At 72.1% G+C, this 26225-nt stretch carries 24 protein-coding genes and 1 pseudogene; 8 read left to right on the forward strand and 17 right to left on the reverse strand.

Annotated features, from left to right (window positions below):
* Positions 1-148: 148 nt before the first annotated feature.
* The 6 genes from ACZ49J_RS26545 to ACZ49J_RS26570 all read right to left on the reverse strand — a co-directional run bounded on the left by ACZ49J_RS26545 (position 149) and on the right by ACZ49J_RS26570 (position 6311).
* Positions 149-862 carry a response regulator gene (locus ACZ49J_RS26545; RefSeq protein WP_467451907.1) on the reverse strand — a complete coding sequence of 238 codons (714 nt, stop codon included), beginning with the start codon at positions 860-862 and terminating at the stop codon, positions 149-151.
* Entirely contained in the window at positions 859-3402 is a 2544-nt protein-coding gene (locus tag ACZ49J_RS26550) for a sensor histidine kinase (protein ID WP_467451908.1), read from the reverse strand. The genes ACZ49J_RS26545 and ACZ49J_RS26550 overlap by 4 nt, the downstream gene beginning before the upstream one ends.
* A gap of 158 nt (positions 3403-3560) precedes the next feature.
* The gene (locus ACZ49J_RS26555) at positions 3561-4241 is read right to left on the reverse strand and encodes an ABC transporter ATP-binding protein (protein WP_467451909.1); all 681 of its coding nucleotides are present in this window, start codon (positions 4239-4241) and stop codon (positions 3561-3563) included.
* Positions 4242-4424: 183 nt separating this feature from the next.
* The gene (locus ACZ49J_RS26560) at positions 4425-5186 is read right to left on the reverse strand and encodes a DUF3710 domain-containing protein (RefSeq protein ID WP_467451910.1); all 762 of its coding nucleotides are present in this window, start codon (positions 5184-5186) and stop codon (positions 4425-4427) included.
* A 1-nt stretch (position 5187) separates the two neighbouring features.
* On the reverse strand, positions 5188-5682 hold the full coding sequence (gene dut / locus ACZ49J_RS26565) for a dUTP diphosphatase (RefSeq protein ID WP_467452026.1): 495 nt from the start codon (positions 5680-5682) through the stop codon (positions 5188-5190).
* A gap of 44 nt (positions 5683-5726) precedes the next feature.
* Positions 5727-6311, reverse strand: coding sequence for a PaaI family thioesterase (locus tag ACZ49J_RS26570; protein ID WP_467451911.1), 585 nt, complete (start codon positions 6309-6311; stop codon positions 5727-5729).
* A 212-nt stretch (positions 6312-6523) separates the two neighbouring features.
* On the opposite strand from ACZ49J_RS26570, the gene ACZ49J_RS26575 reads away from it, so the two are divergent.
* Complete coding sequence (locus ACZ49J_RS26575; RefSeq protein WP_467451912.1) at positions 6524-6985, forward strand: DUF3093 domain-containing protein; 462 nt, start codon at positions 6524-6526, stop codon at positions 6983-6985.
* A 168-nt stretch (positions 6986-7153) separates the two neighbouring features.
* Here the strand turns inward: ACZ49J_RS26575 and ACZ49J_RS26580 are convergent, their stop codons facing one another.
* From ACZ49J_RS26580 to ACZ49J_RS26595, 4 genes are all read right to left on the reverse strand, one after another.
* The gene (locus tag ACZ49J_RS26580; RefSeq protein WP_467451913.1) at positions 7154-8116 is read right to left on the reverse strand and encodes a hypothetical protein; all 963 of its coding nucleotides are present in this window, start codon (positions 8114-8116) and stop codon (positions 7154-7156) included.
* 13 nt (positions 8117-8129) lie between these two features.
* Complete coding sequence (locus ACZ49J_RS26585) at positions 8130-8426, reverse strand: DUF4193 domain-containing protein (RefSeq protein WP_003997302.1); 297 nt, start codon at positions 8424-8426, stop codon at positions 8130-8132.
* A gap of 481 nt (positions 8427-8907) precedes the next feature.
* Entirely contained in the window at positions 8908-10149 is a 1242-nt protein-coding gene (locus tag ACZ49J_RS26590; RefSeq protein ID WP_467451914.1) for a sensor histidine kinase, read from the reverse strand.
* A gap of 5 nt (positions 10150-10154) precedes the next feature.
* Positions 10155-10808 carry a response regulator transcription factor gene (locus ACZ49J_RS26595; RefSeq protein ID WP_467451915.1) on the reverse strand — a complete coding sequence of 218 codons (654 nt, stop codon included), beginning with the start codon at positions 10806-10808 and terminating at the stop codon, positions 10155-10157.
* Positions 10809-11220: 412 nt separating this feature from the next.
* Here ACZ49J_RS26595 and ACZ49J_RS26600 point away from each other — a divergent pair, with 412 nt between their 5' ends.
* Complete coding sequence (locus tag ACZ49J_RS26600; protein WP_366833150.1) at positions 11221-11394, forward strand: hypothetical protein; 174 nt, start codon at positions 11221-11223, stop codon at positions 11392-11394.
* 134 nt (positions 11395-11528) lie between these two features.
* Here the strand turns inward: ACZ49J_RS26600 and ACZ49J_RS26605 are convergent, their stop codons facing one another.
* Positions 11529-12347: an inositol monophosphatase family protein gene (locus ACZ49J_RS26605; protein ID WP_467451916.1), complete on the reverse strand. Its 819-nt coding sequence runs from the start codon at positions 12345-12347 to the stop codon at positions 11529-11531.
* An 8-nt stretch (positions 12348-12355) separates the two neighbouring features.
* Positions 12356-13483, reverse strand: a complete 1128-nt coding sequence (locus ACZ49J_RS26610; protein WP_467451917.1) for a ferrochelatase — start codon at positions 13481-13483, stop codon at positions 12356-12358.
* A 294-nt stretch (positions 13484-13777) separates the two neighbouring features.
* Here ACZ49J_RS26610 and ACZ49J_RS26615 point away from each other — a divergent pair.
* The 3 genes and pseudogenes from ACZ49J_RS26615 to sepH form a co-directional block, all read left to right on the forward strand.
* A pseudogene (locus ACZ49J_RS26615) lies at positions 13778-14471 on the forward strand (MFS transporter); the annotation flags it as partial.
* Complete coding sequence (locus ACZ49J_RS26620) at positions 14419-15750, forward strand: D-arabinono-1,4-lactone oxidase (RefSeq protein ID WP_467451918.1); 1332 nt, start codon at positions 14419-14421, stop codon at positions 15748-15750. The pseudogene ACZ49J_RS26615 and the gene ACZ49J_RS26620, both read left to right, overlap by 53 nt.
* A gap of 458 nt (positions 15751-16208) precedes the next feature.
* Positions 16209-17234: a septation protein SepH gene (gene sepH / locus ACZ49J_RS26625; RefSeq protein WP_467451919.1), complete on the forward strand. Its 1026-nt coding sequence runs from the start codon at positions 16209-16211 to the stop codon at positions 17232-17234.
* A gap of 169 nt (positions 17235-17403) precedes the next feature.
* Here sepH and ACZ49J_RS26630 read toward each other — a convergent pair whose 3' ends face one another.
* The gene (locus ACZ49J_RS26630; protein WP_467451920.1) at positions 17404-18231 is read right to left on the reverse strand and encodes a sulfurtransferase; all 828 of its coding nucleotides are present in this window, start codon (positions 18229-18231) and stop codon (positions 17404-17406) included.
* Here ACZ49J_RS26630 and ACZ49J_RS26635 point away from each other — a divergent pair.
* The 3 genes from ACZ49J_RS26635 to ACZ49J_RS26645 all read left to right on the forward strand — a co-directional run bounded on the left by ACZ49J_RS26635 (position 18230) and on the right by ACZ49J_RS26645 (position 20393).
* The gene (locus ACZ49J_RS26635; protein ID WP_467451921.1) at positions 18230-18388 is read left to right on the forward strand and encodes a hypothetical protein; all 159 of its coding nucleotides are present in this window, start codon (positions 18230-18232) and stop codon (positions 18386-18388) included. The genes ACZ49J_RS26630 and ACZ49J_RS26635 overlap by 2 nt on opposite strands.
* Positions 18389-18567: 179 nt before the next feature.
* Positions 18568-19362 (forward strand): VOC family protein, encoded by a 795-nt coding sequence (locus tag ACZ49J_RS26640; protein WP_467451922.1) that lies wholly within the window; start codon positions 18568-18570, stop codon positions 19360-19362.
* A gap of 155 nt (positions 19363-19517) precedes the next feature.
* Positions 19518-20393 (forward strand): PhzF family phenazine biosynthesis isomerase, encoded by an 876-nt coding sequence (locus ACZ49J_RS26645; protein ID WP_467451923.1) that lies wholly within the window; start codon positions 19518-19520, stop codon positions 20391-20393.
* A 107-nt stretch (positions 20394-20500) separates the two neighbouring features.
* Here ACZ49J_RS26645 and ACZ49J_RS26650 read toward each other — a convergent pair whose 3' ends face one another.
* From ACZ49J_RS26650 to ACZ49J_RS26665, 4 genes are all read right to left on the reverse strand, one after another.
* The gene (locus tag ACZ49J_RS26650) at positions 20501-21145 is read right to left on the reverse strand and encodes a thymidine kinase (RefSeq protein ID WP_467451924.1); all 645 of its coding nucleotides are present in this window, start codon (positions 21143-21145) and stop codon (positions 20501-20503) included.
* Between the two features lie 79 nt (positions 21146-21224).
* Positions 21225-22466 carry an alkaline phosphatase family protein gene (locus ACZ49J_RS26655; protein ID WP_467451925.1) on the reverse strand — a complete coding sequence of 414 codons (1242 nt, stop codon included), beginning with the start codon at positions 22464-22466 and terminating at the stop codon, positions 21225-21227.
* Complete coding sequence (locus ACZ49J_RS26660; RefSeq protein ID WP_467451926.1) at positions 22466-23053, reverse strand: DUF5998 family protein; 588 nt, start codon at positions 23051-23053, stop codon at positions 22466-22468. The genes ACZ49J_RS26655 and ACZ49J_RS26660 overlap by 1 nt, the downstream gene beginning before the upstream one ends.
* A gap of 131 nt (positions 23054-23184) precedes the next feature.
* Positions 23185-25986: a bifunctional acetate--CoA ligase family protein/GNAT family N-acetyltransferase gene (locus tag ACZ49J_RS26665; RefSeq protein WP_467451927.1), complete on the reverse strand. Its 2802-nt coding sequence runs from the start codon at positions 25984-25986 to the stop codon at positions 23185-23187.
* Positions 25987-26225 lie beyond the last annotated feature (239 nt).

Genomic DNA, 26225 nt, shown 5'->3' on the forward strand with positions numbered 1-26225 from the left:
ACCCCCGGCTCCGCGATGCCGCACCTCCCGGGGACAACCCCCGGACCCCCGGCCGACACCCACTCACGTCTCGAACCGATACCCCATCCCCGGCTCCGCGATGCCGCACCTCCCGGGGACAACCCCCGGACCCCCGGCCGACACCCACTCACGTCTCGAACCGATACCCCATCCCCGGCTCCGTGATGAAGTGCTTCGGGTGTGACGGGTCCGCTTCCAGTTTCCGCCTGAGCTGGGCCATGTAGACCCGGAGGTAGTTCGACTCCGTGCCGTAGGACGGCCCCCACACCTCCTGCAGGAGCTGCTTCTGGCTGACCAGGCGGCCGGTGTTGCGGACGAGGACCTCCAGCAGATGCCATTCCGTGGGGGTCAGGCGTACGTCCCTGCCGGCCCTGTTGACCTTCTTCGCGGCGAGGTCGACGGTGAACTCACCGGTGTCCACCACCACGTCGTCCACGCCGCTCGCGGTGGGCTCGGCCCGGCGGACGGCGGCGCGGAGGCGGGCGAGGAGCTCGTCCATGCCGAAGGGCTTGGTCACGTAGTCGTCGGCGCCGGCGTCGAGCGCCTCGACCTTCTCGTCGGAGGAGTGGCGGGCGGACAGGACCAGGATGGGCACCCGGGTCCAGCTGCGCAGCCCCTTGATCACCTCGACGCCGTCCGTGTCGGGCAGGCCCAGGTCCAGGACGACGACGTCGGGGTGGCGGGCGGCGGCGAGCCGGAGTGCGGTGGCGCCGTCGTGGGCCGGGTCGACCTCGTACCCGCGTGCCTTCAGGTTGATCACGAGGGCGCGCACGATCTGCGGCTCGTCGTCGACCACGAGCACCCTCGTGGGGGTCTGGGCGGTCCCCTCAGCCGGGCTCATGAAGCCTGCCTTTCCGGTTCTGCGAGTCGTTGGGGACCGTGGAGCGTGTCCACGGCCCGGAGGTCGAGCACCATGGTGAGTCCGCCGCCAGGGGTGTCCTCGGCGTTCAGCGTCCCGCCCATGGCCTCGGTGAAACCACGCGCCACAGCGAGGCCCAGGCCGACGCCGGCGCCGCGCGGGGCGTCGCCGTGGCGCTGGAAGGGCTCGAAGATGCGGCCCTTGGCCTGGTCGGGGACACCCGGCCCGCGGTCGGCCACGCGGAGTTCCACACGGTCGGCGAGCGCGCTCGCGGCCACCAGGACGCGCTCGCCGGGCGGGCTGTACTTGACGGCGTTCTCGACGAGGTTGGCGACCGCCCGCTCCAGCAGTCCCGCGTCCACGGCCACCATGGGCAGGCTCTCGGGGATGTCCAGCTCCACGCTCCCCTCGGGCACCCCGCCGAGCGCCATCGGCACCACCTCGTCGAGGTCGATGTCCCGGATCAACGGCGTGACGGTGCCGGTCTGCAGACGGGACATGTCGAGGAGGTTGCCCACGAGGTGGTCGAGCCGGTCGGCGCCGTCCTCGATGCCTTCGAGCAGTTCGGCCTGGTCCTCCTCGGACCAGGCCACGTCGTCGGAGCGCAGGGAGGACACGGCGGCCTTGATCGCGGCCAGCGGGGTGCGCAGGTCATGGCTCACGGCGGCCAGCAGCGCGGTGCGGATGCGGTTGCCCTCGGCCAGCGCACGGGCCTGCTCGGCCTCGTGCCGGAGCCGCTGACGGTCCAGGACGACGGCGGCCTGCGCGGCGAACGCGGCGAGCACCCGGCGGTCGGACGCGGGCAGGACGCGCCCGGACAGCGCGAGCGCCATGTGGTCGCCCACCGGCACGTCCACGTCCGCGTCCTCCGGGCGCTCGACCGTCCGTCCACCGCCCACGCTCCCCGCGCGTGTCCACGGCGCTACATCGCTCTCGCGCTCCAGCAGGGCCGCCGAGTCCATGCCGAAGGTCTCCCGGACGCGTTCCAGCAGCGCCTCCAGGCTGGTCTCGCCGCGCAGCACGCTGCCCGCGAGGAAGGAAAGGATCTCGGACTCGGCGCGCAGCCGGGCGGCCTGGTGCGTGCGGCGGGCCGCCAGGTCGACGACGGAGGCGACCGACACGGCGACCGCGACGAAGATCGCGAGGGCGACGATGTGCTTGGGGTCGGCGATGGTCAGCCGGTGCAGGGGCGGCGTGTAGTAGTAGTTCAGCAGCACTGAGCCGAACGCCGCCGAGGCGAGGGCGGGGTACAGGCCGCCGAGGAGCGCGGCCGCCACGGTCAGCGCCAGGAAGAGCAGCATGTCGTTGGCGAGGCCGAGGTCGACGGTGCCGAGCAGCAGCGTGAGGAGCGCCGGACCGAGCACACCGACCAGCCAGCCCGCGACGATCCTGGCCCGTCCCAGGCGGGCGCCTCGCGAGACGGGAAGCCCGCGCCCCTTGCCCGCCTCGTCGTGCGTGATCAGGTGGACGTCCAGGTCGGGCCCGGAGTCCCGGGCGACGGTGGCTCCCACACCGGGCCCGAAGACGTACTGCCAGCTCTTGCGCCGTGACACACCGAGCACGATCTGGGTGGCGTTGACCCCGCGTGCGAAGTCCAGCAGCGCCGCCGGGACGTCGTCGCCGACCACGTGGTGGAAGGTGCCGCCGAGGTCCTCGACGAGGGTGCGCTGGACGGCGAGTTCCCTGGGTGAGGCGGAGGTCAGGCCGTCGCTGCCGGCGATGTAGACCGCCATCACCTCGCCGCCCGCTCCCTTCTCCGCCAGCCGGGCCGCCCGGCGGATCAGCGTCCGCCCCTCCGGCCCTCCCGTCAGCCCCACCACGATCCGCTCGCGCGACCCCCAGATCGCCGACACCCGGTGTTCGCTGCGGTACTCGGTCAGGTACTCGTCCACCCGGTCGGCCACCCACAGCAGCGCCAGCTCGCGCAGGGCCGTGAGGTTGCCGGGCCGGAAGTAGTTCGACAGGGCCGCGTCCACCTTGTCCGGCTTGTAGATGTTGCCGTGCGCCATGCGACGGCGCAGCGCCTGCGGGGACATGTCGACGAGCTCGATCTGGTCGGCCCTTCGCACCACCTCGTCGGGGAGGGTCTCCCGCTGCCGTACGCCCGTTATCGACTCGACGACGTCGCCGAGGGACTCCAGGTGCTGGATGTTGACGGTCGAGATCACGTCGATGCCGGCCGCGAGCAGTTCCTCGACGTCCTGCCAGCGCTTGTCGTTGCGGGAGCCCGGGACGTTGGTGTGGGCGAGCTCGTCCACCAGGGCGACGGCGGGGGCGCGCCGGAGGACGGCGTCGACGTCCATCTCGGTGAAGACGGCGTCCCGGTGGGCCGGCTCCCGGCGCGGCACCTGCTCCAGGCCGTGCAGCATCGCCTCGGTGCGCGGCCGGTCGTGGTGCTCCACGAAGGCGACCACGCAGTCGGTACCGCGCTCGACGCGCCGGTGCGCCTCGGAGAGCATCGCGTACGTCTTGCCGACCCCCGGCGCCGCGCCCAGGTAGATCCGAAGCTTGCCGCGTCCCATGGCCTCATTGTCTTCCCGTCACTGCTGTGCACGCCGCGTCGACCTTACGGCCAACAATCACGACAAAGAGGGTGACGGACGGCCCGTGAACGGTCTTTGACGCAACTCTGACGCGGCGATGGCCGGGAAGGTGGGCGGCGGCCGGAGCCACCGAGCACTCAGTGCTCCACGATCTCCCCGTCCCGCAGTTCCAGAACGCGGTCGGCGAGGTCGAGGAGCGTCGCGTCGTGCGTGGCGACCAGCGCGGTGACCTGTTCGCTGCGGACGACGGCGCGCAGCAGCTCCATGACGGCATGACCGGTCTCGGCGTCGAGCTGTCCGGTGGGCTCGTCGGCAATGAGGAGCGACGGGTTGTTGGCGAGCGCGCGGGCGATGGCCACACGCTGCTGCTGGCCGCCCGACAGCTCGCCGGGCCGCTGCTCGGCGTGGTCGGCAAGACCCACGAGGGAGAGCAGCAGCTCGACGCGTTCCTCGCGCTCGGCGGGCTCGGTCCGGCGCAGCCGCAGGGGCACGCCCACGTTCTCGGCGGCCGTGAGGATGGGGATCAGCCCGAAGGACTGGAACACGAACCCGACGCGGTCCCGGCGCAGCTCCAGCAGCCCGTTCTCGCCCAGCCCGGACAGGTCGAGTCCGTCGACGGTGATCCGTCCCTCGTCGGGCTCGTCGAGCCCGCCGACCAGGTTCAGCAGGGTGGTCTTCCCCGACCCGGAACGGCCCTTGAGCGCGACGAGTTCACCGCGCGGCACGTCGAAGGAGACGCCGCGCAGCGCGTGCACGGCGGACGCGCCGCTTCCGTACGAGCGGTGCACGTTCTCGACGCGCACCATCGTGTCCCCCATGGCCCCCAGCCCTCCCCGTCGACCGAACGACCAGTATGGTCACCGGGCACCCGACGATCAATGGTTCGCCCGCGTCCTGGGCCCTCTCCCCCACGCCCTCGGCCAGCCTCGGTCGCCGAGGGCGCCGGACATGGCACGGGGCCGCACCCGTCGGGTACGGCCCATGCGGTTCGGCGCCTGCGGCTATCGGACCTCGGTGATCTCCGGTCCGCGCTGCAGCTGGCCCATGCCGCCGGCGAAGCGGGAACCCTGCTCCTCCTGCTGGACGCCCTCGGGCACCATCTGCGCGTCGTTCGGCAGCTTCAGGACGATCGGGTCGCGGGGGGCCATCGGGCCCTCACCGCGGACGACGACCGTGTCCCTGAAGATCTGCTCCAGCAGCCCCGCGGTCTGCGGCTCCACGGCACCCCTGCCGGAGATCACACCCCGCAGGAACCAGCGCGGCCCGTCCACACCGATGAACCGTACGACCTGGAAGCCGCCCGTCCCGTCCGGCAGCTGCACCGGCACCTGCGCGCGCAGCTCCCAGCCGAGGGGGCCCTCGACCTCGTCGATGACACCGCCCTGCTGGGTGATGCCGGTGGCGATCTCCTCGCGTACCTCGCCCCAGATGCCCTCGCGCTTGGGCGCGGCGAAGGCCTGCAGCTGGACGGCGCTGTCGCGCAGCACGACGGTCGCCGCGACGATGGCGTCGCCCGCGACCTCGACCCGCAGCTCCATGCCGTCGACCCCGGGCACGAAGAGGCCGCCCAGGTCGACGCGGCCCTCGCCGGGCTCGCGCACCTCGGAGCTGTCCCAGGGTCCGTCGGGGCGCGGCTCGGGCTCCAGCCGTACGCGCTCGCGCTCGCCTTCCTCGTCCGCCTCAGTGTCGACGCTGTCGACGACCTGCTCGGCCTCGCCGGCCGCGTCCTCGGCGGCACCCTTCTTCTTGCGACGTCCGAACACGTCACTGTCCTTCCCGGTCGGATACGACCGAAGCGTATCGATTCCCACCCGTTGTGCCGTCCACCGCGGCATGACCGCCGGTGGACCCGAAGCCCCCCTCGGCCCGAGCCGAGCCGGGAAGCTCCGCCACCTCCTGGAAGCGCACCTTCTCGACCTGCTGGACGACCAGTTGGGCAATCCGGTCGAAGCGCTCGAACCGCACCGGCTCGTGCGGGTCGAGATTCACCACGATCACCTTGATCTCCCCACGGTACCCGGCATCAACCGTCCCCGGGGCATTCACGAGGGCGACACCGCAGCGGGCCGCGAGACCGGAACGGGGGTGCACGAAGGCCGCGTACCCCTCGGGGAGGGCGATCGACACCCCGGTGGGCAGAACCGCCCGCTCTCCGGGCCCCAGTTCGCGGGCCTCGGTGGTGCGCAGATCGGCGCCCGCGTCACCGGGATGTGCGTACTGCGGAAGCGGAACCTCCGGGTCGACGCGCCGGATCAGCACGGCGAGTTCCTGACGGGGCGGACGGCTCACGGGTTCAGTACGGCTCACGGGTTCACCTCGAAGGCCCGGGTGCGCCGGACCTGGTCCGGGTCGTTCATGGCGGCGCGGATCTCCTCCGGGCGTCCGTTGTCGACGAAGTGGTCGACCTTCACCTTGATGAAGAGCGCGTCGGCGCGGACGGCGACGGGGCCGTCGGGGCCGCCGATGCGCCCGGTGGCGGTCGAGTAGATCTTCCGCCCGGCCACGGCCACGACCCGGGCCTGAAGGTGCAGCACCGTGCCGACGGGCACGGGCCGCACGAAGTCCGTCTCCAGCCGCCCGGTCACGGCGATGGTGCGCAGCAGCCAGTTGAGCGAGCCGAGGGTCTCGTCGAGGGCGCTCGCGAGCACACCGCCGTGGGCGAGGCCCGGAGCGCCCTGGTGGGTGGGCTGCACGGTGAACTCGGCGGTCAGCGAAACGCCCTCGCCGGCCCTGGCCTGAAGGAGCAGCCCGTGCGGCTGCTCGTCCCCGCAGCCGAAGCACTGGTCGTAGTGCGCCCCGAGCAACTCGCCGGGGGCGGGTGCTTCGGGGTGCCGCACGGGCGCCGAGGCGTCGGCCGGCGGCTTCAGGGCTGAGGAACTACCACTCACAGCCGCAGACCTTACCCGCCCGTCAGCCCCGAACGACCGCCCTGCCCCACAGCACTCCGCGCAGGCCGCGCCGGGCGGCCCGTTTCTCACCACCGCCTTACCCGGCGGCCTTGCCCGGAGGCGCTTCCCGCGGGCCGCCCGGTCGCCCGGGACCGGCGGACCGCACCACCTGGCAGCACCCACGCGCCGGGCACCATGCCAAGCTTGTCGCCATGCAGCCCTCCGCGTCGCCGTACGAAGAACGTCTCACCGCGCCCCGCTCCTGGTGGCTGATCTGCGCGCTGGTCGGTGTGTCCATGGCCTTGATACTGCTGCCCTTCGGCACGCTGCCGCTGCTGGGCGGGCTGGTCGGGGGGACGGCGGTCTCCGCGGTCATGGCCAGTTCCTACGGCTCGGTCCGCATCCGCGTGGTCGGCGGCGCCCTGGTCGCGGGCGAGGCGAAGATCCCTGTGAGCGCGCTCGGGGACGCCGAGATCCTGGACCAGGAGGAGGCTCGCGCCTGGCGCACGTACAAGGCCGATACGCGCGCCTTCATGCTCCTGCGCGCCTACATCCCCACGGCTCTGCGGATCCCGGTCACCGACCCGGACGACCCCACGCCGTACGTGTACCTCTCGACGAGGGAGCCCGAACGCCTGGCAGCGGCGCTGGAAACGGCCCGTACCAAGGCGTAGGGCGCCGAGGACTGCAGGTCCGGGCCCCGTTGAACGGCGGCGCCCCGGGCGGGACGCCGTGCGGGCACGGAGCCGTTCCGGCCCTTCGCTGTGGCCGGTCTGCCGGGTGCACGCGCCGCCGGGGGCGCGCTCCTTCAGGGACCGCACCTCTTCAGGGACCGAGCTCCGTCAGGGACCGAGTTCCTTGGGGATCTCTCCCACCCGCAGGGGATCGGCCGGCTTCTCCAGCGGCGGCAGCTGGGGCAGCGCGTCCCACGGGACCTGCGTTCTGCGGAGGTCCTTGCGGATGCGCTCGGCGAGCTGCTTGGTGTCGCGGCGGTTCATGACCGCACCGACGGCCGCTCCCACCATGAACGGCATCAGGTTGGGCAGGTTGCGCACCGTGCGCTTCATGATCTGCTGGCGCAGCTCGCGCTTCATCTGGCCACCCAGCGCGGCGTTGATCGTCGCCGGCTTGGCCACGTCGATGCCGCGCTCACCGGACCAGGAACTCAGGTAGGCGGTGCTGCGCTGCTTCAGGTTCCCCGGCGGGCGCACGCCGTACACCTCGTGGAGCTCGGCGATCAGCTTCAGCTCGATCGCGGCGACCCCGGTGATCTCTGCGGCCAGTTCCGTGGGCATCGCGGGCGGCACGGGCAGCATCGCGGCGGCCCCGATCCCGGCGCCCACCGTCGATGAGGCGTTGGCCGCCCCCGCGACGAGCTTGTCCGCGATCTCCTCCGGCCCGAGGCCGGGGAACTGCCTGCGCAGGGTCGCGAGATCCCGCACGGGAATGCGTGGCGCTATGTCGATGATGCGGTCGGCGAGGTGGCCCAGGGCCGCCCTGGCCCGGCTGCCGCCCTTGCGGGCGCCCGCCTTGACGCCCTGCGAGAGCGCGCCCGCGACGACCGCTGTGCGGCGCCTGGCGACCTGCGCCGGACTGTCCGCCGGGGCCGGAAGGCCCGGCTGCGCGTCCGTGGTGTTCGCGTCGCGGGTGCCCACCGGCGCCGTACCGGACGTACGGTCGAGCGAGGCCGCTCCGGGTCCGGAGGAGCCCCGCCCGTCGTCACGCACGCCGTGAGGGCCGTCCTGCGGCCCTTCGTCCGCCCCCTTGCGGAAGCGGCGCTTCCAAGGAGGGGTCGAGCCAGTCACGGCCGACCCCGCCTCAGTCGCAGTCGCGGCAGATCGGCTGGCCGTTCTTCTCGCGGGCCAGCTGGCTGCGGTGGTGCACCAGGAAGCAGCTCATGCAGGTGAACTCGTCCTGCTGCTTCGGCAGCACCCGGACGGCCAGCTCCTCGTTCGAGAGGTCGGCGCCGGGCAGCTCCAGGCCTTCGGCGGCCTCGAACTCGTCGACGTCCACCGAAGAAGTCGACTTGTCGTTCCTCCGAGCCTTGAGTTCTTCCAGGCTGTCCGAGTCGACGTCGTCGTCGGTCTTGCGTGGGGTGTCGTAATCCGTTGCCATGTCGCTCTCCCCCTCTGGGTGTCTGTGGTGTCTCCAGCGCACGTAACGCGTGAGAGGCCGGACTTGTGCCCGACCCGAGGCGGAGATTTTGCCTCACATCAAGGTCTGTTACTCAATCGACACCCAACCGGACCCCTCAAGAGTGATCGGCTTGGATGGCGAACGGGACCGTACACGGTCCGAAGGGCCCACTTCAAAGGCGTCTCACCCTGTACTTCCCGTGATCAAGACCCCCGAAAACCCGGACTTTCCCGGCTTTCCGGCAACGCGCATGATCACGGAGAGTATATGGCTGGAAATTCGCCCCTGTGATCGATCACACACGATCTTCACTACTGCACGCAGGGAAAATTCCGCGCAAAGCGAACGCCGCCGTGTGTCGGCGGCATAATGCCAGATCGTCACGGTCTGCCGCACCTCAGGACGGCCGGATCTCACGCTCCCCTGGCCCCTGCGGCCACAGGACTTTCAGTTCGTACTCTCACGTCGGCAGAGTGACCCGCATCACGAGGCCCCCTCCCTCGCGCGGCCGCGCGGCGATGTGGCCGCCGTGCGCGCGGGCCACGGACCGGACGATCGACAGGCCGAGGCCGACACCCTTGTCGCTCCCGGTGCGCTCGGTACGCAGCCGCCGGAAGGGCTCGAAGAGGTTGTCGATCTCGTACGCGGGGACCACGGGCCCGGTGTTCGTGACCACCAGGACCGCCTGCCCGTGCTGGAGTTCCGTCGTCACCTCCACCCAGCCCTCCTCCGGCACGTTGTACCGGACGGCGTTCTGGACGAGGTTCAGGGCGATCCGCTCCAGCAGGACGCCGTTGCCCTGGACGACCGCGGGAGCCCGCTCGCCGCGGATCTCCACGCCCTTGGCCTCCGCCTCGGCGTGCACCTGGTCGATGGCCTGCGAGGCGACCTCCGCCAGGTCAACGGGCTTGCGCTCGACGATCTGGTTGTCGCTGCGGGCGAGCAGCAGCAGGCCCTCGACGAGTTGCTCGCTGCGCTCGTTGGTGGCCAGCAGGGTCTTGCCGAGCTGCTGCAGTTCCACGGGAGCGCCCGGATCGGACAGGTGCACCTCTAGGAGCGTGCGGTTGATCGCGAGCGGGGTTCTCAGCTCGTGCGAGGCGTTGCCGACGAACCGCTGCTGGGCCGTGAAGGCTCTCTCCAGGCGTTCCAGCATGTCGTCGAGGGTGTCCGCCAGCTCCTTCAGCTCGTCGTCCGGGCCGTCCAGCTCGATCCGCCGGGACAGGTCGGAGCCCGCCACCGCGCGCGCGGTGCGGGTGATCCGTCCGAGCGGCGTGAGCACCCGGCCCGCCATCGCGTAGCCGAAGGCGAACGCGATCACGGCCAGGCCCAGCAGGGCCAGCAGGGAGCGGCTGAGCAGGCCGTCCAGGGCGTGCTGCTTCAGGGCGTCGTTGCACGCCTTGAGCGCGGCGTTGCGCTGGTCGTCGGTGGTCGCGTCGTTCAGTTCCGGACAGGTGTCGCTGCGGATGGTGACACCGGTGCCGGAGATCTGGAACGACTGGCCGCTGCCCTCGTGGATGGCCTGGGCCGCCAGCAGATAGATGATCGACAGCAGCAGGATGCCCGCGATCAGGAACATCCCGCCGTACAGCAGCGTGAGCCTTATCCGGATGGTCGGGCGCAGCCAGGGGAACGGCGGCTCCGGCTTCCTCGGGTCCCAGGTGGGCTTCGGGGGTGCCTTGGGCGGTGCGGGTGTCGTGGCCATCGGGATCAGATCCGGTAACCGGAGCCGGGCACGGTGACGATCACCGGGGGCTCGCCGAGCTTGCGGCGCAGGGTCATCACGGTGACGCGCACGACGTTGGTGAAGGGGTCCGTGTTCTCGTCCCAGGCCTTCTCCAGGAGCTGCTCGGCGGAGACGACGGCGCCCTCGCTGCGCATCAGCACTTCCAGGACGGCGAACTCCTTGGGCGCGAGCTGGATCTCCTTGCCGTCGCGGAAGACCTCACGGCGGTTGGGGTCGAGCTTGATGCCGGCGCGCTCCAGGACGGGTGGCAGGGGCATGCTCGTCCGGCGCCCCAGGGCACGCACGCGTGCGGTGAGCTCGCTGAAGGCGAACGGCTTGGGGAGATAGTCGTCGGCGCCTATCTCCAGGCCCTCGACACGGTCGCTGACGTCGCCGGACGCGGTGAGCATCAGCACGCGTGTGGGCATGCCGAGCTCGACGATCTTGCGGCAGACGTCGTCGCCGTGCACGAGCGGCAGGTCGCGGTCGAGGACGACCACGTCGTAGTCGTTGACGCCGATGCGCTCCAGGGCGGCCGCACCGTCGTACACGACGTCGACGGCCATGGCCTCCCGGCGCAGTCCGGTGGCCACCGCATCGGCGAGCAGCTGCTCGTCCTCGACGACGAGTACGCGCACGTCGCTTGTCCTTCCTCTGTCCGCCCGCGCGGCGCCTTCACGGCGCGCGCGGGCAGGGTCTTCGTGGGTGTGTGACCTCCATCCTGCCCTTTTCGGCCATAAGTCGGCAGTAAGTCACGGGCGGGCCACCCGGGAGGGACCGGGGGAAGGAAGCGAGAAATTCTCGTCCGGTTGAGGTTTCCCCGGAACGGTGCGGGGGGAGGACGGCTTTACACCCCGCGATCACGCTCTGCTTGTGCCGCACAACCATGTGGTACGTCGCGATCCGCTTTCCGCAGAGTGGGCGTGGGTGTCCGGCACCGTCGCCGCCCAGCACGGGCAGCGCTGGGCATCCACAGGAGACGTGATCGCCCCTTCCGAACGGCACACCCCCGTGCCACCCGACCCACGACCCAGGACGAGGGGGCGCAGCATGGACGCATTCACCGCAGGACTTCTGCAGCGCATAAGGGCAACCGAGTCCGACCTGACGCGGGCTCGCGAGACGGGCGACGACTTCCTCGTGGAGGTCGAGCAGGGAGAGCTCGACGACCTGCACCGCCTCGCCGCCGAACACGGTGTGGAGGTCGGCGCGTCACGCGTCTGATCAGCTCGCCCGAGCGGGGCCCCGGCATCGATCCAGTGCCGGGGCCCCGTTTGGTGTCGTACGCCGTGCCAGGTGTCAGCCGCGGTCGACGGTGTACGGGGCTCGGGCGGAGCCGCACGCCATGCGGTGGGCCGTCAGTCGTGCCACGCTCCCAGCGCATCCAGGCGAGCCTGGAGGGGTTCGAAGAGGCCGGGCGGGGCCACGACGGTCAGGTCCGGTGAGAGGGGCTCTCCGGGCCGGCCGCCGCTCAGGGCGCCCGCCTCCCGGGCGATGAGGTCTCCCGCCGCGTAGTCCCAGGGATTCAGCCCGCGCTCGAAGAAGCCGTCCATACGGCCCACGGCCACGTCGCACAGATCGATCGCGGCCGAGCCCCCGCGCCGGATGTCGCGCACGTGGGGCAGCAGCTCGCGCAGCACCTCGGCCTGGCGGGCCCGGCGGTCGGCCCGGTAGCCGAAGCCGGTGCCCAGGAGAGCCGCGTCCAGGGCGGCGGCGGGCCGGACGCGCGCGGGGCGGTCGTTCACGTACGCCCCCTCCCCCAGGACGGCCCGGTAGGTCTCGCCCCGCAGCGGGGCGTGGACCACGCCGACGACCGTCTCGCCGTGCAGGCGGGCCGCGATGGACACCGCCCAGCTGGGCAGGCCGTACAGGTAGTTGACGGTGCCGTCGAGCGGGTCGATCACCCACTGGACACCGCTGCTGCCCTCGGAGCTGGCGCCCTCCTCACCGATCACGCCGTCGTCCGGCCTGCGCTCGGCCAGCAGGCCGGTGATCAGCTTCTCGGAGGCGATGTCCATCTCGGTGACGACGTCGGTGGCGCTGGACTTGGTGGCGGCCACGTCGAGGTCCTCGGGCCTGCCGTCGCGCAGGAAGGCCCCCGCGCGGGTGGCCGCGTCGAGCGCGATCTCCAGCAGCTCCGCCCGGAGGGGCTCCCGCTGCTCTGACTGGTCGGTCACGACACTCCTCACGCGTACGGGCTGTCGGCGCCCGCGGCGGCGGGACGGGGGGCACGGGCGGGGCAGCAGCCCACGGGGCAGAGGTGGTGGCTCGGGCCGAGAGACCCGAGGGCACACGGGGTCACGTCCTCGCCCCGCTCGGTGGCGGCGCGCTCCAGGACGAGGTCCCGGATCGCGGCGGCGAACCGCGGGTCCGCGCCCACGGTGGCCGAGCGGCGGACGGGCAGGCCCAGTTCCTCGGCCTTGGCCTTGGCCTCCGTGTCGAGGTCGTACAGGACCTCCATGTGGTCCGAGACGAACCCGATGGGGGCGATCACGACGGCCGGCACCCCGGCGCCGTGCAGCTCCTCCAGGTGGTCGCAGATGTCGGGCTCCAGCCACGGGATGTGCGGCGCCCCGGAACGCGACTGGTAGACCAGCTGCCAGGGGTGGTCGACACCGGTCCGCTCACGCACGGCCTCGGCGATCAGCCGGGCGGTGTCCAGGTGCTCCTCGACGTACGCGCCGCCGAGCCCGTGGCCCTCGACCGGTCCGGAGGTGTCCGCGGAGGCGGTCGGGATGGAGTGCGTCGAGAAGGCGATGTGGGCGCCGTCCCGTACGTCCTCGGGGAGGTCGGCCAGGGACTCCACCAGGCCGTCGATCATGGGCTCGACGAAGCCGGGGTGGTTGAAGTAGTGCCGCAGCTTGTCGACCTTCGGCAGTTCGAGGCCCTCGGCCTCCAGGGCGGCGAGCGCGTCCGCGAGGTTCTCGCGGTACTGACGGCAACCCGAGTACGAGGCGTACGCGCTCGTGGCGAGGACCAGGACGCGGCGGCGGCCGTCGGCGACCATCTCGCGCAGGGTGTCCGTCAGGTACGGGGCCCAGTTGCGGTTGCCCCAGTAGACCGGCAGGTCCAGGCCGTGCTCGGCGAAGTCCTTGCGGAGGGCGTCCAGCAGAGCTCTGTTCTGGTCGTTGATGGGGCTGACCCCACCGAACAGGAAGTAGTGCTGACCCACCTCTTTGAGACGCTCCTTGGGGATGCCTCGTCCCCGTGTCACGTTCTCCAGGAAGGGGACCACGTCGTCCGGGCCCTCGGGTCCTCCGAACGAGAGGAGCAGCAGGGCGTCGTAGGGGGTGGCGTCGCGTGCGTCGGGCATGTCTACGATCCTGCCACCCACTGGTGACAGCCGGGATCCCGGCCCATGGCCGGGCCGCGCACCCGGGCGCGAGAGAGGCGCGAGTAATCCGGGTGCATGACGGCCGCCCGCCCTGTAAGCCGTGTCGGCCACTTTCGCGCCTTACCGGATCGCCGGATTCCGACGCCCCGTCCCCACGGCAGAATCCCGGAGACCGGAGACCCCCGCGCCCACCCCCTACCGCGCCCTGTTCGCCGCCCCTGGCACCAAGGACTTCACCGCCGCGAGGCTCCTCGGGCGGATGCCGCTGTCGAGCCGATCCTCTCCATCGGGCTGTCCACGGCCTGGTTCCCGGAGGCAGGGCCGCTGCTCGCCGCCTGCTTCCTCGCGGCCGGGGTCTTCTGGCTGACGGCCCAGCGCGCCACCGGGCCCGCGCCGCACCCGCGCGAACAGCACGGCGGCGGTGGGCGGTCGGCGCCGCGTTCCCCCGGACTGCGGGTCCTGGTGGGCACTCGCCGTGTACGCGGCGGGATCCTGCCTCGCGGGGATCGTCTTCGGGCTGCTGCGCTTCGCGGGAGCCCCGGAACGCCGGTGGCTGCTGGGCGTATGCGGCATGGCCGTGAGTATGATCCCCCTCCTACTGGTCGGAAACTTGCCGTTTCTGGCCGTGGCGCTCTTCGTCGCGGGCCTGTCCATCGCACCCACGATGTTCACGACGATGTCCCTCATCGAAGAGCACGTACCACGCGCGCATCTGACCGAGGGCATGACCTGGGTGAGCACCGGCCTCGCGGTCGGGGTCGCGCTCGGCTCCTCCGTGTCCGGCTGGGTGATCGACGCCGCCGGCGCGGACGCCGGGTACGGGGTTCCGGCGGCGTCCGGGGCCGTCGCGGTCGCGGTCGGTTTCCTCGGGTACCGCCGGCCGCGCAGGCCGGTGGCACAGCGGGGAGGAGCCCATGAGCAGCACAGCGAGCGGGACGACGAGCACGAGGAGCGGAGTGTGGCGTAACTGGGCCGGGAACGTCACCGCCCGGCCGGTACGCGAGGTCACGCCCGCTTCGGTGGAGGAACTGTCCGCGGCCGTACGGAAGGCCGCCGAGGACGGCCTGAGGGTGAAGGCCGTCGGCACCGGGCACTCCTTCACGGCGGCCGCCGCGACCGACGGTGTGCTGATCCGCCCTCAACTGCTCGCGGGCATACGCAAGATCGACCGCGAGGCCATGACGGTCACCGTGGAGGCCGGCACCCCGCTCAAACGCCTCAACGTGGCTCTGGCGCGCGAAGGGCTGTCGCTCACCAACATGGGCGACATCATGGAGCAGACGGTGTCGGGCGCGACCAGCACCGGCACCCACGGCACCGGCCGCGACTCGGGCTCCATCGCCGCGCAGATCAAGGGACTTGAGCTGGTCACCGCCGACGGCTCGGTCCTGACGTGCTCCGAGAAGGAGAACCCGGAGGTCTTCGCGGCCGCCCGCATAGGCATCGGCGCCCTGGGCATCGTCACCGCGATCACGTTCGCGGTGGAGCCCGTCTTCCTGCTCACGGCCCGCGAGGAGCCGATGGCCTTCGACAAGGTCCTCGCCGAGTTCGACGAACTCTGGGCCGAGAACGAGCACTTCGAGTTCTACTGGTTCCCGCACACCGGGAACACCAACACCAAGCGCAACAACCGCAGCGCCGGCCCCGAGAAGCCCATTCCCCAGCTCAGCGGCTGGTTCGAGGACGAGTTCCTCTCCAACGGCGTCTTCCAGGTGGTCCAGTGGGTCGGCCGGGCCGCCCCCGCGACCATCCCCGCGATCGCCCAGCTCTCCAGCCGCGCCCTGTCCGCTCGCACCTACACCGACATTCCCTACAAGGTCTTCACGTCTCCGCGCCGGGTGCGCTTCGTGGAGATGGAGTACGCGGTGCCGCGCGAGGCACTCGTGGACACGCTGCGTGAACTGAAGGCGATGGTCGACCGTTCCCCCCTGCGTGTCAGCTTCCCCGTGGAGGTCCGCACGGCACCGGCCGACGACATCACGCTGTCCACGGCGTCGGGCCGTGACAGCGCGTACGTCGCCGTCCACATGTTCAAGGGCACGCCCTATCAGGGGTACTTCACCGCGGCCGAGCGGATCTTCACGGCGCACGAGGGACGCCCGCACTGGGGCAAGGTGCACACGCGCGACGCCGCGTACTTCTCTGGCGTCTACCCCCGTTTCGGCGAGTTCACCGCACTCCGTGACCGGCTCGATCCCGATCGCCGCTTCCAGAACGACTACCTGCGGAGGGTGTTGGGCTCGTAGTCCTCCCCCTGCCCCCGCCCGCCCGGCCGTGCGAGAACGGGACGCGCGAGCGAAGCAACTCGTCCGATTTCGGCCCGTTTCATACGGTTCACTGAGCCTCATGGTCACGAATAACGCGCTTCGCCCGGCCAACTCCCCCTCCCTGTGAGAAGTTGGGCGGCGTGCCGATCCACGCAAGTGGCCCGAATGGAGTACTGTTGCGAGCCCTGGGTCCGGACTCCCGCCAGGGTGTCCGGGGCCTTCGAGGACCGCCGGGAGGGGGATCGTTGCACAGGGTGATGAAGTTCGTCACTTAGCGTTGCGAAAAGATAACCGTGCCATAACGGCGGCCCAGGGCTCACGCCCGACACGCCGGGCAACTCGGCAAGGTTGTGGCAGGCTGCACCCGGGCAGGCCACACTCGACTAGCGGAAGCAGCGACGCACGTGACGTCGGCAGGCACCACCCGGGAGGTCCCCATGCCCGAACTGCGTGTCGTGGCCGTCTCAAATGACGGCACACGGCTGGTGCTGAAGGCTGCCGACGCAACGGAGTACACACTCCCGATCGACGAACGGCTGCGCGCCGCGGTGCGTGGCGACCGTCCCCGCCTCGGCCAGATCGAGATCGAGGTGGAGAGCCATCTCCGCCCCCGTGACATCCAGGCACGTATACGGGCCGGCGCGTCGGCCGAGGAGGTCGCGCAGCTCGCCGGCATCCCCGTCGACCGCGTACGCCGCTTCGAGGGTCCCGTGCTCGCCGAGCGCGCCTTCATGGCAGAGCGGGCCCGGAAGACTCCGGTCCGGCGTCCCGGTGAGAACTCGGCGGGTCCGCAGCTCGGTGAGGCCGTCCAGGAGCGCCTGCTCCTGCGCGGCGCCGAGAAGGACACCGTCCAGTGGGACTCCTGGCGCCGCGACGACGGCACCTGGGAGGTGCTGCTGGTCTACCGGGTCGCGGGTGAGCCGCACTCGGCGGTCTGGACGTACGACCCGCCCCGGCGGCTCGTCCAGGCCGTCGACGACGAGGCGCGCTCGCTGATCGGTGAGTCCGACGACCTCGGGACGGCCGAGCCGAGCTTCCCGTTCGTGCCGCGGATCGCCCGGCTGCCGCGGGACCGCCCGCTGGACCGCCCGGCCGAGCGGCCGATGCTGCCCTCCCAGGCGTCCGAGCCCGCCGAGGAGAGCACGGAGGAGCGCGACTCGCTCACCAGCATCCTGGAGGCCGTGCCCAGCTACCGGGGCGACCTGGTCGTGCCCGAGCCCGCGGAGACGCCGGAGGAGCCGGCGGAGGAACCCGAGGCGGAGGAGCCCCCGGCTCCCGCGGCCTCGGCCGGCTCCGCGTACGCGGACGTCCTCATGCCGCGCTCCGTGGCCAGCCACCGCGAGCGGCTGGTCGGCGCCACCGACCGCCAGGCCGAGGCGGACGGCGTACGCCCGGGCCGGCGCGCGGCGGTGCCGAGCTGGGACGAGATCGTGTTCGGTACGCGGCGGAAGAAGCAGGACTAGGCAGGACCGGAAGCAGGACCAGGCAGGACGGGGAGAAGCAGGACAAGACCAGTCGACTGGTCACCAGTACGTCCGTGGGGCCCACATCGTTCAGATGCGGGCCCCACGCCGTGCCGGGCCTCAGGGGCCGGCGGACATCACCGGGCGCCTCCGCACGCCGCTGGGGACGTCACTCGGGATCCGGCCCCGTCGCCACCGGGCGGTCGCCGTCCCGGCACCACTCCGACCAGGAGCCGACGTACAGGGCGGCCGGGATTCCCGCGACGGCCAGCGCGAGGACCTCGTGGGCGGCGGAGACGCCCGACCCGCAGTAGACACCGACCCCGGAGGCACCTGACGCGCCCAGAGCACCGAAGCGGTCGGCGAGTTCGGCGGCGGGCAGGAAGCGACCGGATTCGGTCACATTTTCGGTGGTGGGTGCCGAGACCGCGCCCGGAATATGTCCGGCGACCGGATCGACGGGCTCGACCTCACCGCGGTACCGCTCGGCCGCCCGCGCGTCCAGGAGCAGCCCGGTGCGGGCGAGCACGGCGGCACCGTCCGCGTCCAGCAGCGGCAGGGCACCCGGAGCCGGTGTGAAGGTCCCCGCGGCCGGCTCCGGGACCTGAGCCGTCAGCGGGCCGTCCCAGGCCGCGAGGCCCCCGTCGAGGACGCGCACCGAGGGGTGTCCCGTGAAGCGCAGCAGCCACCAGGCGCGCGCGGCGCCCCAGCCCAGCCCGCCGTCGTACACCACGACGTCCCGGTCCGCCGAGACCCCGGCCGCTCGCATCGCCGCTCCGAAGACCTCCATGTCCGGCAGCGGATGCCGCCCGAGGGCGCCCGAGGGGCCCGCGAGCTCGGAGTCCAGGTCGACGAAGACGGCGCCCGGAATATGGGCCTTGTCGTACTCGGGCCGCAGGTGGGGACCGCCCAGCTGCCAGCGGACGTCGAGGAGGACCGGCGGTGTCGGGCCCGCGAGCGCACTGGCGAGTTCGGCTGCGGAGATGATGGCGTTCATGGACCCCATCCTCGCGCACGGGGTGGCCGCATCGCCCCGGTCCGGCTACTCTGCTCCGCCGGACGGGCCCGATCACGAGGTGTACGGGATCGGGCACATGCTGTACATCCACGGGACACCGCGCGACCACGACACGTACGCGGACGGAATGCGCTAATTCGGGCATCCTTCCCCGCAGTTCGCCTCACTTCGTCGCATCGCGGCGGCGCGGCTTGGCCGTTGGGTGCACGGGTGGTGCGAGCATCAGCACGGGGCGTGCACGCGCGTGAACGCCGCATGCGCGTAGGTGAGCGGCGGTGACACGGCCGCCGCGAGGGGCCGAGGAGAGAGTGAGTGATGACCGAGGCACGGGGTCCGGCCGGCCTGAGCGGTGAGGCGTACCCGCCCGGCACACCATGCTGGGTGAGTCTGATGGCGCACGGACCGGCCGCCACCCAGGAGTTCTACGGGGCGCTGTTCGGCTGGGAGTTCCGGCCCGGCCCGCGGCAACTGGGCCCGTACGTAAGGGCGCTGCTCGACGGACACGACGTGGCGGGGATCGGCCAACTGCCGCCCGACCGCCATCTGCCCGTCGCGTGGACGCCCTACCTCGCCTCGACCGACGTGGACTCGACCGCCGAGAGGGTGCGGCACTGCGGCGGCACGGTCGGCGTGGGCCCTCTGGACGCCGACGACGCGGGCCGCCTGGCCATCGCCTCGGACCCCTCGGGCGCCGTCTTCGGGATCTGGCAGGCCGCCGTCCACCTCGGCACCGCTCTCACGGGAGTCCCCGGAACGCCTGCCTGGAACGAACTCTTCACCCGCGACACGGCCGGCGTCGCCAAGTTCTACGAGAGCGTCTTCGGCTACGAGACCGAGCCGCTCGACTCCGCCGACGTCGACTACGTGACCCTGCGGGTCGAGGGCCGGCCGGTCGCCGGCATCCACGGCGTCGGCAGGGCGCTCCCCCGCGACCGGGGGCCCCACTGGCTGACCTCCTTCGAGGTCGCCGACACCGACGAGGCGGTCGTCCGCGTCACCGACCTCGGGGGGCACCTCCTGAGACCCGCCCGGGACACACCTCACGGCCGTGTGGCCACGGTCGTGGATCCGGAGGGCGCGGTGTTCTCGCTGGTCCACACGAGCCGCTGAAGAACCCTTTCGGCGGTCGCGGCGGTTCCGGCGGGCCAGAGCCCGGTACTGTCGGACGTTGCGCGTGCTCACCCTCGTAAGCCGCCATCGTCACCGTCGGCTCTGTCCGAACTCGTCGGCGGAATAGCCGTAGCCCGCCCCGTGTTGGCGCGGGCATGACGACGAACGCGCCGCGGCCCGAGGTGCTGCGCTACACCGCCTTCTCCAGTGACCCCGACGGCGGGAACCCGGCCGGGGTCGTCCTGGACGCCACCGGACTGGACGACGCCGACATGCTGGCCATCGCCGCCGACCTCGGATACTCGGAGTCGGCGTTCCTGACCGCGCCCCCGGAAGACCTCGGCGGCCAGGAGGGGCGGGCGTACGGCATCCGCTACTTCAGCCCCAAGGCCGAGGTGCCGTTCTGCGGGCATGCCACCGTCGCGACCGCCGTCGCGCTCGCCGAGCGGATCGGTCCCGGGGAACTGGTGTTCGCGACGCGCGCCGGCACCGTGCCGGTGGAGGTGACCGAGGAGGGCGGGACCGTCAGGGCCACCCTCACCAGCGTCGAGCCGCACGTCGGGGAGATCGCCGGCGCCGACCTCGCGGAGGCGCTCGCCGCGCTCGACTGGCCGGCCACCGATCTCGATCCCGCCTTCCCGCCCCGCGTCGCGTTCGCCGGCGCACGCCACCTCGTCCTCGCGGCGGCGACCCGCGCCCGCCTCGCGGACCTCGCGTACGACTTCGCGCGCCTCGAAGCCCTGATGCACCGTCTGGACCTGACCACGGTCCAGTTGGTGTGGCGGGAGTCGGCCACCGTCTTCCACGTCCGTGACCCGTTCCCCGTCGGCGGCGTCGTCGAGGACCCCGCGACCGGCGCGGCTGCCGCCGCGTTCGGTGCGTACGCCCGTGAGCTCGGCCTGGTCCCCGAGGAGGCTGTCCTCACCCTGCACCAGGGCGAGGACCTGGGCCGCCCCGGTGAGCTCACGGTGACGCTGCGCGCGGGGGACCCGCGCGTCCAGGTCGGCGGCACGGGGGCTCGCATCGGCTGAAGCGCCGGTGACGCGCCGCTGAGCGCGCCGCGGACGGCTTTCGAGCGCCGGCCGGCGGAGGCACAGGGCCGAACGGCTTCGCCTCCTGAACGGGGCCAGGTGAACGGTCAGGCCTGAGTGACGGGCAGCACGTCCGGCGACAGCGCGGCCGCCCGCGCCGTCGCCGCCGTCATGCGGCGGCGGTGGTGGCGGCGGCAGAGGACCTCGTAGCCGATGTCCGGCTGGTTGACGTCGCCGACGACGACCTGGGCGCCCTCGACGACCATGTGGCCGCCTATGGTGCGGGCGTTGTGGGTGGCGCGGGCGCCGCACCAGCACAGGGCCTCGACCTGGAGGACCTCCACCCGGTCGGCGAGCTCCACGAGGCGTTGCGAGCCGGGGAAGAGCTTGGAGCGGAAGTCCGTGGTGATGCCGAAGGCGTACACGTCGATGTCCAGGTCGTCCACCACCCGTGCCAGCTGGTCTATCTGCTCGGGCGCGAGGAACTGGGCCTCGTCCGCGATCACGTAGTCGGCACGGCGGCCACGGGAGAGATGGTCGACGAGGTGGGCGTACAGGTCCTGGCCGTCCGCCACCTCGACGGCGTCCGTGACCAGGCCGAGTCGCGACGACAGTTTTCCCTCGCCGGCGCGGTCGTCCCTGGTGAAGATCATGCCCTGGAGCCCGCGCGCCGAGCGGTTGTGCTCGATCTGGAGGGCCAGCGTCGACTTCCCGCAGTCCATCGTTCCGGAGAAGAACACCAGCTCGGGCATGGGGGGTTGAGGACCTTTCAGAAGGGTTCGGTGCGGGGGCGGGCGCCGGGCACGCCCGCGGGTGCGTGCGGGGCGGGCTTCAGGTGCGTACTTCCAGGAGCGGGACCAGTTGTTCCACGGGCGTCATCGAACCGTGGTTGCCGACCATCGCGGACTCCTTCGGTTCCCGCTCGGACGCGATGATCAGGACGTCGTCGCGGGCCGCCGCCACGACGTCACCGATGCGGGGGTACACCCGCTCGTCCACGGTGGGCCCGAACCAGCCCGCGGCGACGGCCTCGTCGCGGGACGCCACCCAGAACTGCTCGCCCAGCACCTCGCGCCAGCAGGTCAGGACGTCCGACTGGGCACCCGGCACCGCGTACACGTGGCGGGCGCGGCCCTCGCCGCCCAACAGGGCGACCCCGGCGCGCAGTTCCCAGTCCTCGTCGAAGTCGATGCGGTGCTGCTCGTCGAACGGGATGTCGATCATGCCGTGGTCCGCGGTGACGTACAGGGCGGTACGCGGCGGGAGTTGCTCCGCCAGGCGCTGGACCAGCCGGTCCACGTACATCAACTGCCCGCGCCAGGCGTCCGAGTCGATGCCGTAGCGGTGGCCGTTGCCGTCGACCTCGGAGTAGTAGGTGTACACCAGCGAACGGTCACCCGCGGCGAGCTGCTCGGCCGCCAGGTCCATGCGCTCCTCACCGGAGAGCCGTCCGTGGAACGTTCCGCCGCTCAGCGCGACCTGGGTCAGCGGAGTGGTTTCGAAGGCCGGTGCCGTGACCTGGGCGGTGTGCACGCCGGCCTCGGCGGCCAGCTGGAAGATCGTGGGGTACGGCTGCCACTGCCGCGGGGCGGTCCAGGGGAGCCAGCGGAGCTGGTTCATCAGCTCGTCGGTCTCCGGGTTGCGGACCGTGTAGCCGGGCAGTCCGTGCGCGCCCGGGGGCAGGCCCGTGCCGACGGACGCGAGGGACGTCGCGGTGGTCGCCGGGTAGCCCGCGGTGATCGCACGGCCGGTGCCGCCTCGCGACGAACCGAGCAGCGAGGTCATGAAGGGCGCCTCGTCGGGGTGCTCCTTGAGCTGCTGCCAGCCCAGCCCGTCGATCAGGAAGACGCAGTTCCGGTCGGCCGCGGTCAGTTCCGTTATGGCGGCGGTCGTGCCGGGGACCTCCATGCCGGCCGCGAGGGTCGGCAGGAGGTCGGCCAGCGAGCCGGTGCCGTACTCGGGGACGGGCGCCGAACTCACGGCGAGGGCTTCCGGCTGGTCCCAGTGAGGAGCGGACGGGGCCGGTACCGAGCGCCCGGAGTCGGGGGCGGCGGGCGGGAACGCGTGGGACATCAGCGGGCGGTGTCCGCGGTCGCCTCGGAGAGGGACTGCGCGAAGGCGAGGGCCTGGCGCACCGTCTCCGGGCCGTCCCCGGCCTCGCTGACGCGCAGGCTGAGGTCGTCCGCCGTCGAGTTGCCCGTGTAGCCGTGGTCCGCTTCGCAGTTGGGGTCGCCGCAGGCCGCGGGCTCCAGGTCGATGCGGGAGACGGCGCCCCAGCCGATGGTCAGGACGACCTCGCGGGGCAGGGTGCCCGGCGCGTACGACTCCGGGTTGGCGACCACCCGGCTGACGACGACCGACGAGATCCGGCCGAGCTTCACGGACTCCGTCGACGTCGTGGCGTACGGCGTCGGGGAGGTGCTGTCCGCGGCCTGCTCGTCGGTGTGACTCACGATGAAGCGGTTGCCGGTGAGGACGAGCACGGTCACGTGCCGGCGCACCTCGTTGGCGTCGAACGTCGTCTCCTGATGGACCAGGTACGACCGGATGGCGTCGCCGCCGACAGCGGCCTCCACCGCCTCCGCCACGAGGGCCGGGTAGTAGCCGCTGCGCTCGATCGCCGCGCGCAGCCCCTGGGTCGTCGTACTGGTCTTGGCCATGAAGTCCATCCTACGGGGGAGCACTGACTGCGAGGGACCGCTCTGCCGTGACTGCGGTGGACGGATCTGTGCACCGGGAGCGACGGATCAGTCCACCAGGAGCGACCGGCCAGTACACCGGCGGCGACCGATCAGTACACCGGCAGCGTCCGCGGACCGAGGTCGTCGCGGGCGGGAGGACGCGCGAGCCGTACGGTGGCGCCGAGGACGCTCAGGCCGCGCGGGGCGACGACGACCGGCTCCAGGGAGACCGCGACGACCTCCGGATGGTCGTCGACGAGCCGGGACACGCGCACGAGGAGCTCTTCGAGGGCGCCGACGTCGACCGGTGCGGAGCCCCGCCAGCCGAAGAGGAGCGGTGCCGTCCGGACCGACCGGACCAGTGAGGCCGCGTCCCGGTCGGTGACCGGAATCAGCCGGTGCGCCGTGTCACCGAGCAGCTGCGACGCGGCCCCGGCCAGCCCGAAGGAGACCACCGCTCCGGCCGCCGGGTCGATGACGGCCCGTACGACCGTGTCGACGCCGCGCGGGGCCATGCCCTGCACGACGGGCCGCAGCTCCTCGGGCTTGCCGAAGAGGCCGGTCAATTCGGCGTAGGCCCTGCGCAGTTGTTCCTCGTCCGTCAGGTCGAGCCGTACGCCGCCCAGGTCGGCCCGGTGGCGCAGGTGCGGGGCGGTGGCCTTGAGGGCCACGGGGTAGCCGATGGCGCGCGCCGCCGCCACGGCCTCGTCGGGCGTGGGCGCGGGCCGGGCCTCGCGCACCGCGATGCCGTACCGGGCGAGGAGCTCGCACGTCTGGTCGGTGCCGAGTGTGAGCCCCTCCCCGCGCGCGAGGAGCGTGTCGATCTGCCCGGCGGCGCCCTTCTCGTCGATGTCCTCGTACTCGGGCACCTTCCCGGGGTCCGCGGCGTCGCGGCGCCACTGGGCGTACCGCACGGCTTCGGCGAGGGCCCGGACGGCGCGCTCGGCGGCGGGGTAGGCGGGGATGAGATGGGCGTCCTCCGGGGGCCGGACGTCCTCCACGCGCGCGCGTGCCGGCCGCTCGCCGGGGGGCGGGACGGCGTGGGGTGCCGTGCTGGTGGCCCGGGAGAGGGCGTCCGCGAGACCGCCCAGTTCGACGTGGACCACGAGGACCGGCTTGGCCGGGGCATCCGCCGCCGCCGAGCGGAGCGCCTCGGCGAGTGCCTCGTCGGCGGCCTGCGTCTCCCCCACCGCCGGTATGGCCGTGACGACCACGGCATCGCAGGTGTCGTCCGCCAGTGCCCTGGCCAGGGCCGCGTGGAAGTCCTCCGCCGAGGCGCCGGTCGTGAGGTCCAGCGGGGGCAGGGGACTGAGCCCCTCGGCGAGGCAGGCGTCGTACGTGAGCAGTCCCAGCGACTCCGAGTTCCCGAGGATCGCCACGCGCGGGCCGGTGGGCAGGGGCTGGCGGGCCAGCAGCAGGCCCGTGTCGACGAGCTCGGTGATCGTGTCCACGCGGATCACACCGGCCTGTCGCAGCAGGTCGGACACGGTGGCGTGGGGCAGCCGCGTGGCCCGTACGGCGTGCCCCTGGGGGGCCGCTCCGCCGTGGCGCGCGCCCTGGACCACGACCAGCGGCTTGACCGCGGCCGTGCGGCGCGCGAGGCGGGTGAACTTGCGCGGGTTGCCGATGGATTCGAGGTACATGAGGGCGACGTCGGTGTCCGGGTCGTCGTACCAGTACTGGAGCACGTCGTTGCCGGAGACGTCCGCGCGGTTGCCCGAGGACACGAAGGTGGACACGCCCGTGACGCCGGTGACCCCTCCCCCGCGCCGGTGCAGCCGGGACAGCAGGGCGATCCCGATGGCGCCGGACTGGGCGAACAGGCCGATCCTCCCGGGGCGCGGCATCTCGGGGGCGAGGGAGGCGTTGAGCCGGATGTCCGGTGCGGTGTTGATGATCCCGAAGGCGTTGGGCCCGATGATGCGCATGCCGTACGTCCGGGCCTGGCGCACCAGTTCGCGCTGGCGCTCGCGCCCCGCGGGGCCGCTCTCGGCGTATCCGGCGGAGACGACCACGAGGCCCTGCACGCCGTGCCCGCCGCACTCGGCGACGACCTCGGGGACGTGCTCGGCCGGTACGGCGACGACCGCGAGGTCGACGGGCTCGGCGATCTCGCTGATGGAGCGGTAGGCCGGGACGCCGTCGAGCTCCTTCTCCTGAAGGGCCCTGTTCACGGCGTACAGGCTGCCGGTGAAGCCCGCGTCCCGGAGGTTGGCGAGCACGCTGCGGCCCACGCCGCCGGGGGTGCGCCCCGCTCCGATGACGGCGACCGAGCCGGGCGTGAGCAGCCGTCGCACGGACCGGGCCTCGGCGCGCTGCTCCCGCGCGCGCTGGACGGCGAGGGAGCGGTCGGTGGGCTCCAGGTCGAACTCCAGGCGGACCACGCCGTCCTCGAAGCTGCGCTGCTGCTGGTACCCGGCGTCGGTGAACACCTTGATCATCTTGGTGTTGGCGGGGAGCACCTCGGCGGCGAAGCGGCGGATGTCCCGCTCCCGGGCGACCGCCGCGATGTGTTCGAGGAGGGCGGACGCGACGCCGCGCCCCTGGTGGGCGTCCTGCACGAGGAACGCGACCTCGGCCTCGTCGGCCGGGGAGGAGGCGGGCATGCCGTCGGCATCGATCCGGTCGTAGCGTACGGTGGCGATGAACTCGCCGCCGACCGTGGCCGCGAGTCCCACCCGGTCCACAAAGTCGTGGTGCGTGAAGCGGTGGACGTCCTTGGCGGACAGGCGAGGGTACGGCGCGAAGAAGCGGTAGTACTTCGACTCGTCGGAGACCTGCTCGTAGAAGCTGACCAGGCGCTCGGCGTCATCAACGGTGATGGGCCTGATGCGTGCGGTGCCGCCGTCGCGCAGCACCACGTCGGCCTCCCAGTGGGCGGGGTACTCGTGCCGGTCCGACGAGGTCTGCATGGGCCCCAGAGTACGGCTCGCGTACGACAACGGCGCGGGGCGGTCTCGCGGACGAAAGCGGCGCGGGAACTCTCGCGCACGGCAACGGCGCGGGGCACTCTGGGGTACGCGAGAACCGGATCGAGGTCAGGCCGTGGGCCCGATTCCGGACCCGCTTCAAGTTTGCGGGACATTGGTCTAGACAACCGGTCTAGACCAGTGGAGACTCACAACATACCGAGACACACCTGAAGGGCAGC

This window comes from Streptomyces sp. NPDC030840, from assembly GCF_055572015.1.

What these genes read in the sequence shown, in the direction of transcription:
- sepH (WP_467451919.1), top strand. Translation starts at nt 16,209, where the DNA reads ATGCCCGAACTGCGTGTCGTGGCCGTCTCAAATGACGGCACACGGCTG.
- ACZ49J_RS26545 (WP_467451907.1), bottom strand. Translation starts at nt 862, where the DNA reads ATGAGCCCGGCTGAGGGGACCGCCCAGACCCCCACGAGGGTGCTCGTG.
- ACZ49J_RS26620 (WP_467451918.1), top strand. Translation starts at nt 14,419, where the DNA reads ATGAGCAGCACAGCGAGCGGGACGACGAGCACGAGGAGCGGAGTGTGG.
- ACZ49J_RS26660 (WP_467451926.1), bottom strand. Translation starts at nt 23,053, where the DNA reads ATGGCCAAGACCAGTACGACGACCCAGGGGCTGCGCGCGGCGATCGAG.
- ACZ49J_RS26575 (WP_467451912.1), top strand. Translation starts at nt 6,524, where the DNA reads ATGCAGCCCTCCGCGTCGCCGTACGAAGAACGTCTCACCGCGCCCCGC.
- ACZ49J_RS26635 (WP_467451921.1), top strand. Translation starts at nt 18,230, where the DNA reads ATGGACCCCATCCTCGCGCACGGGGTGGCCGCATCGCCCCGGTCCGGC.
- ACZ49J_RS26555 (WP_467451909.1), bottom strand. Translation starts at nt 4,241, where the DNA reads ATGGGGGACACGATGGTGCGCGTCGAGAACGTGCACCGCTCGTACGGA.
- ACZ49J_RS26630 (WP_467451920.1), bottom strand. Translation starts at nt 18,231, where the DNA reads ATGAACGCCATCATCTCCGCAGCCGAACTCGCCAGTGCGCTCGCGGGC.
- ACZ49J_RS26665 (WP_467451927.1), bottom strand. Translation starts at nt 25,986, where the DNA reads ATGCAGACCTCGTCGGACCGGCACGAGTACCCCGCCCACTGGGAGGCC.
- ACZ49J_RS26655 (WP_467451925.1), bottom strand. Translation starts at nt 22,466, where the DNA reads ATGTCCCACGCGTTCCCGCCCGCCGCCCCCGACTCCGGGCGCTCGGTA.
- ACZ49J_RS26645 (WP_467451923.1), top strand. Translation starts at nt 19,518, where the DNA reads ATGACGACGAACGCGCCGCGGCCCGAGGTGCTGCGCTACACCGCCTTC.
- ACZ49J_RS26610 (WP_467451917.1), bottom strand. Translation starts at nt 13,483, where the DNA reads ATGCCCGACGCACGCGACGCCACCCCCTACGACGCCCTGCTGCTCCTC.
- ACZ49J_RS26585 (WP_003997302.1), bottom strand. Translation starts at nt 8,426, where the DNA reads ATGGCAACGGATTACGACACCCCACGCAAGACCGACGACGACGTCGAC.
- ACZ49J_RS26640 (WP_467451922.1), top strand. Translation starts at nt 18,568, where the DNA reads ATGACCGAGGCACGGGGTCCGGCCGGCCTGAGCGGTGAGGCGTACCCG.
- ACZ49J_RS26600 (WP_366833150.1), top strand. Translation starts at nt 11,221, where the DNA reads ATGGACGCATTCACCGCAGGACTTCTGCAGCGCATAAGGGCAACCGAG.
- ACZ49J_RS26590 (WP_467451914.1), bottom strand. Translation starts at nt 10,149, where the DNA reads ATGGCCACGACACCCGCACCGCCCAAGGCACCCCCGAAGCCCACCTGG.
- ACZ49J_RS26650 (WP_467451924.1), bottom strand. Translation starts at nt 21,145, where the DNA reads ATGCCCGAGCTGGTGTTCTTCTCCGGAACGATGGACTGCGGGAAGTCG.
- ACZ49J_RS26550 (WP_467451908.1), bottom strand. Translation starts at nt 3,402, where the DNA reads ATGGGACGCGGCAAGCTTCGGATCTACCTGGGCGCGGCGCCGGGGGTC.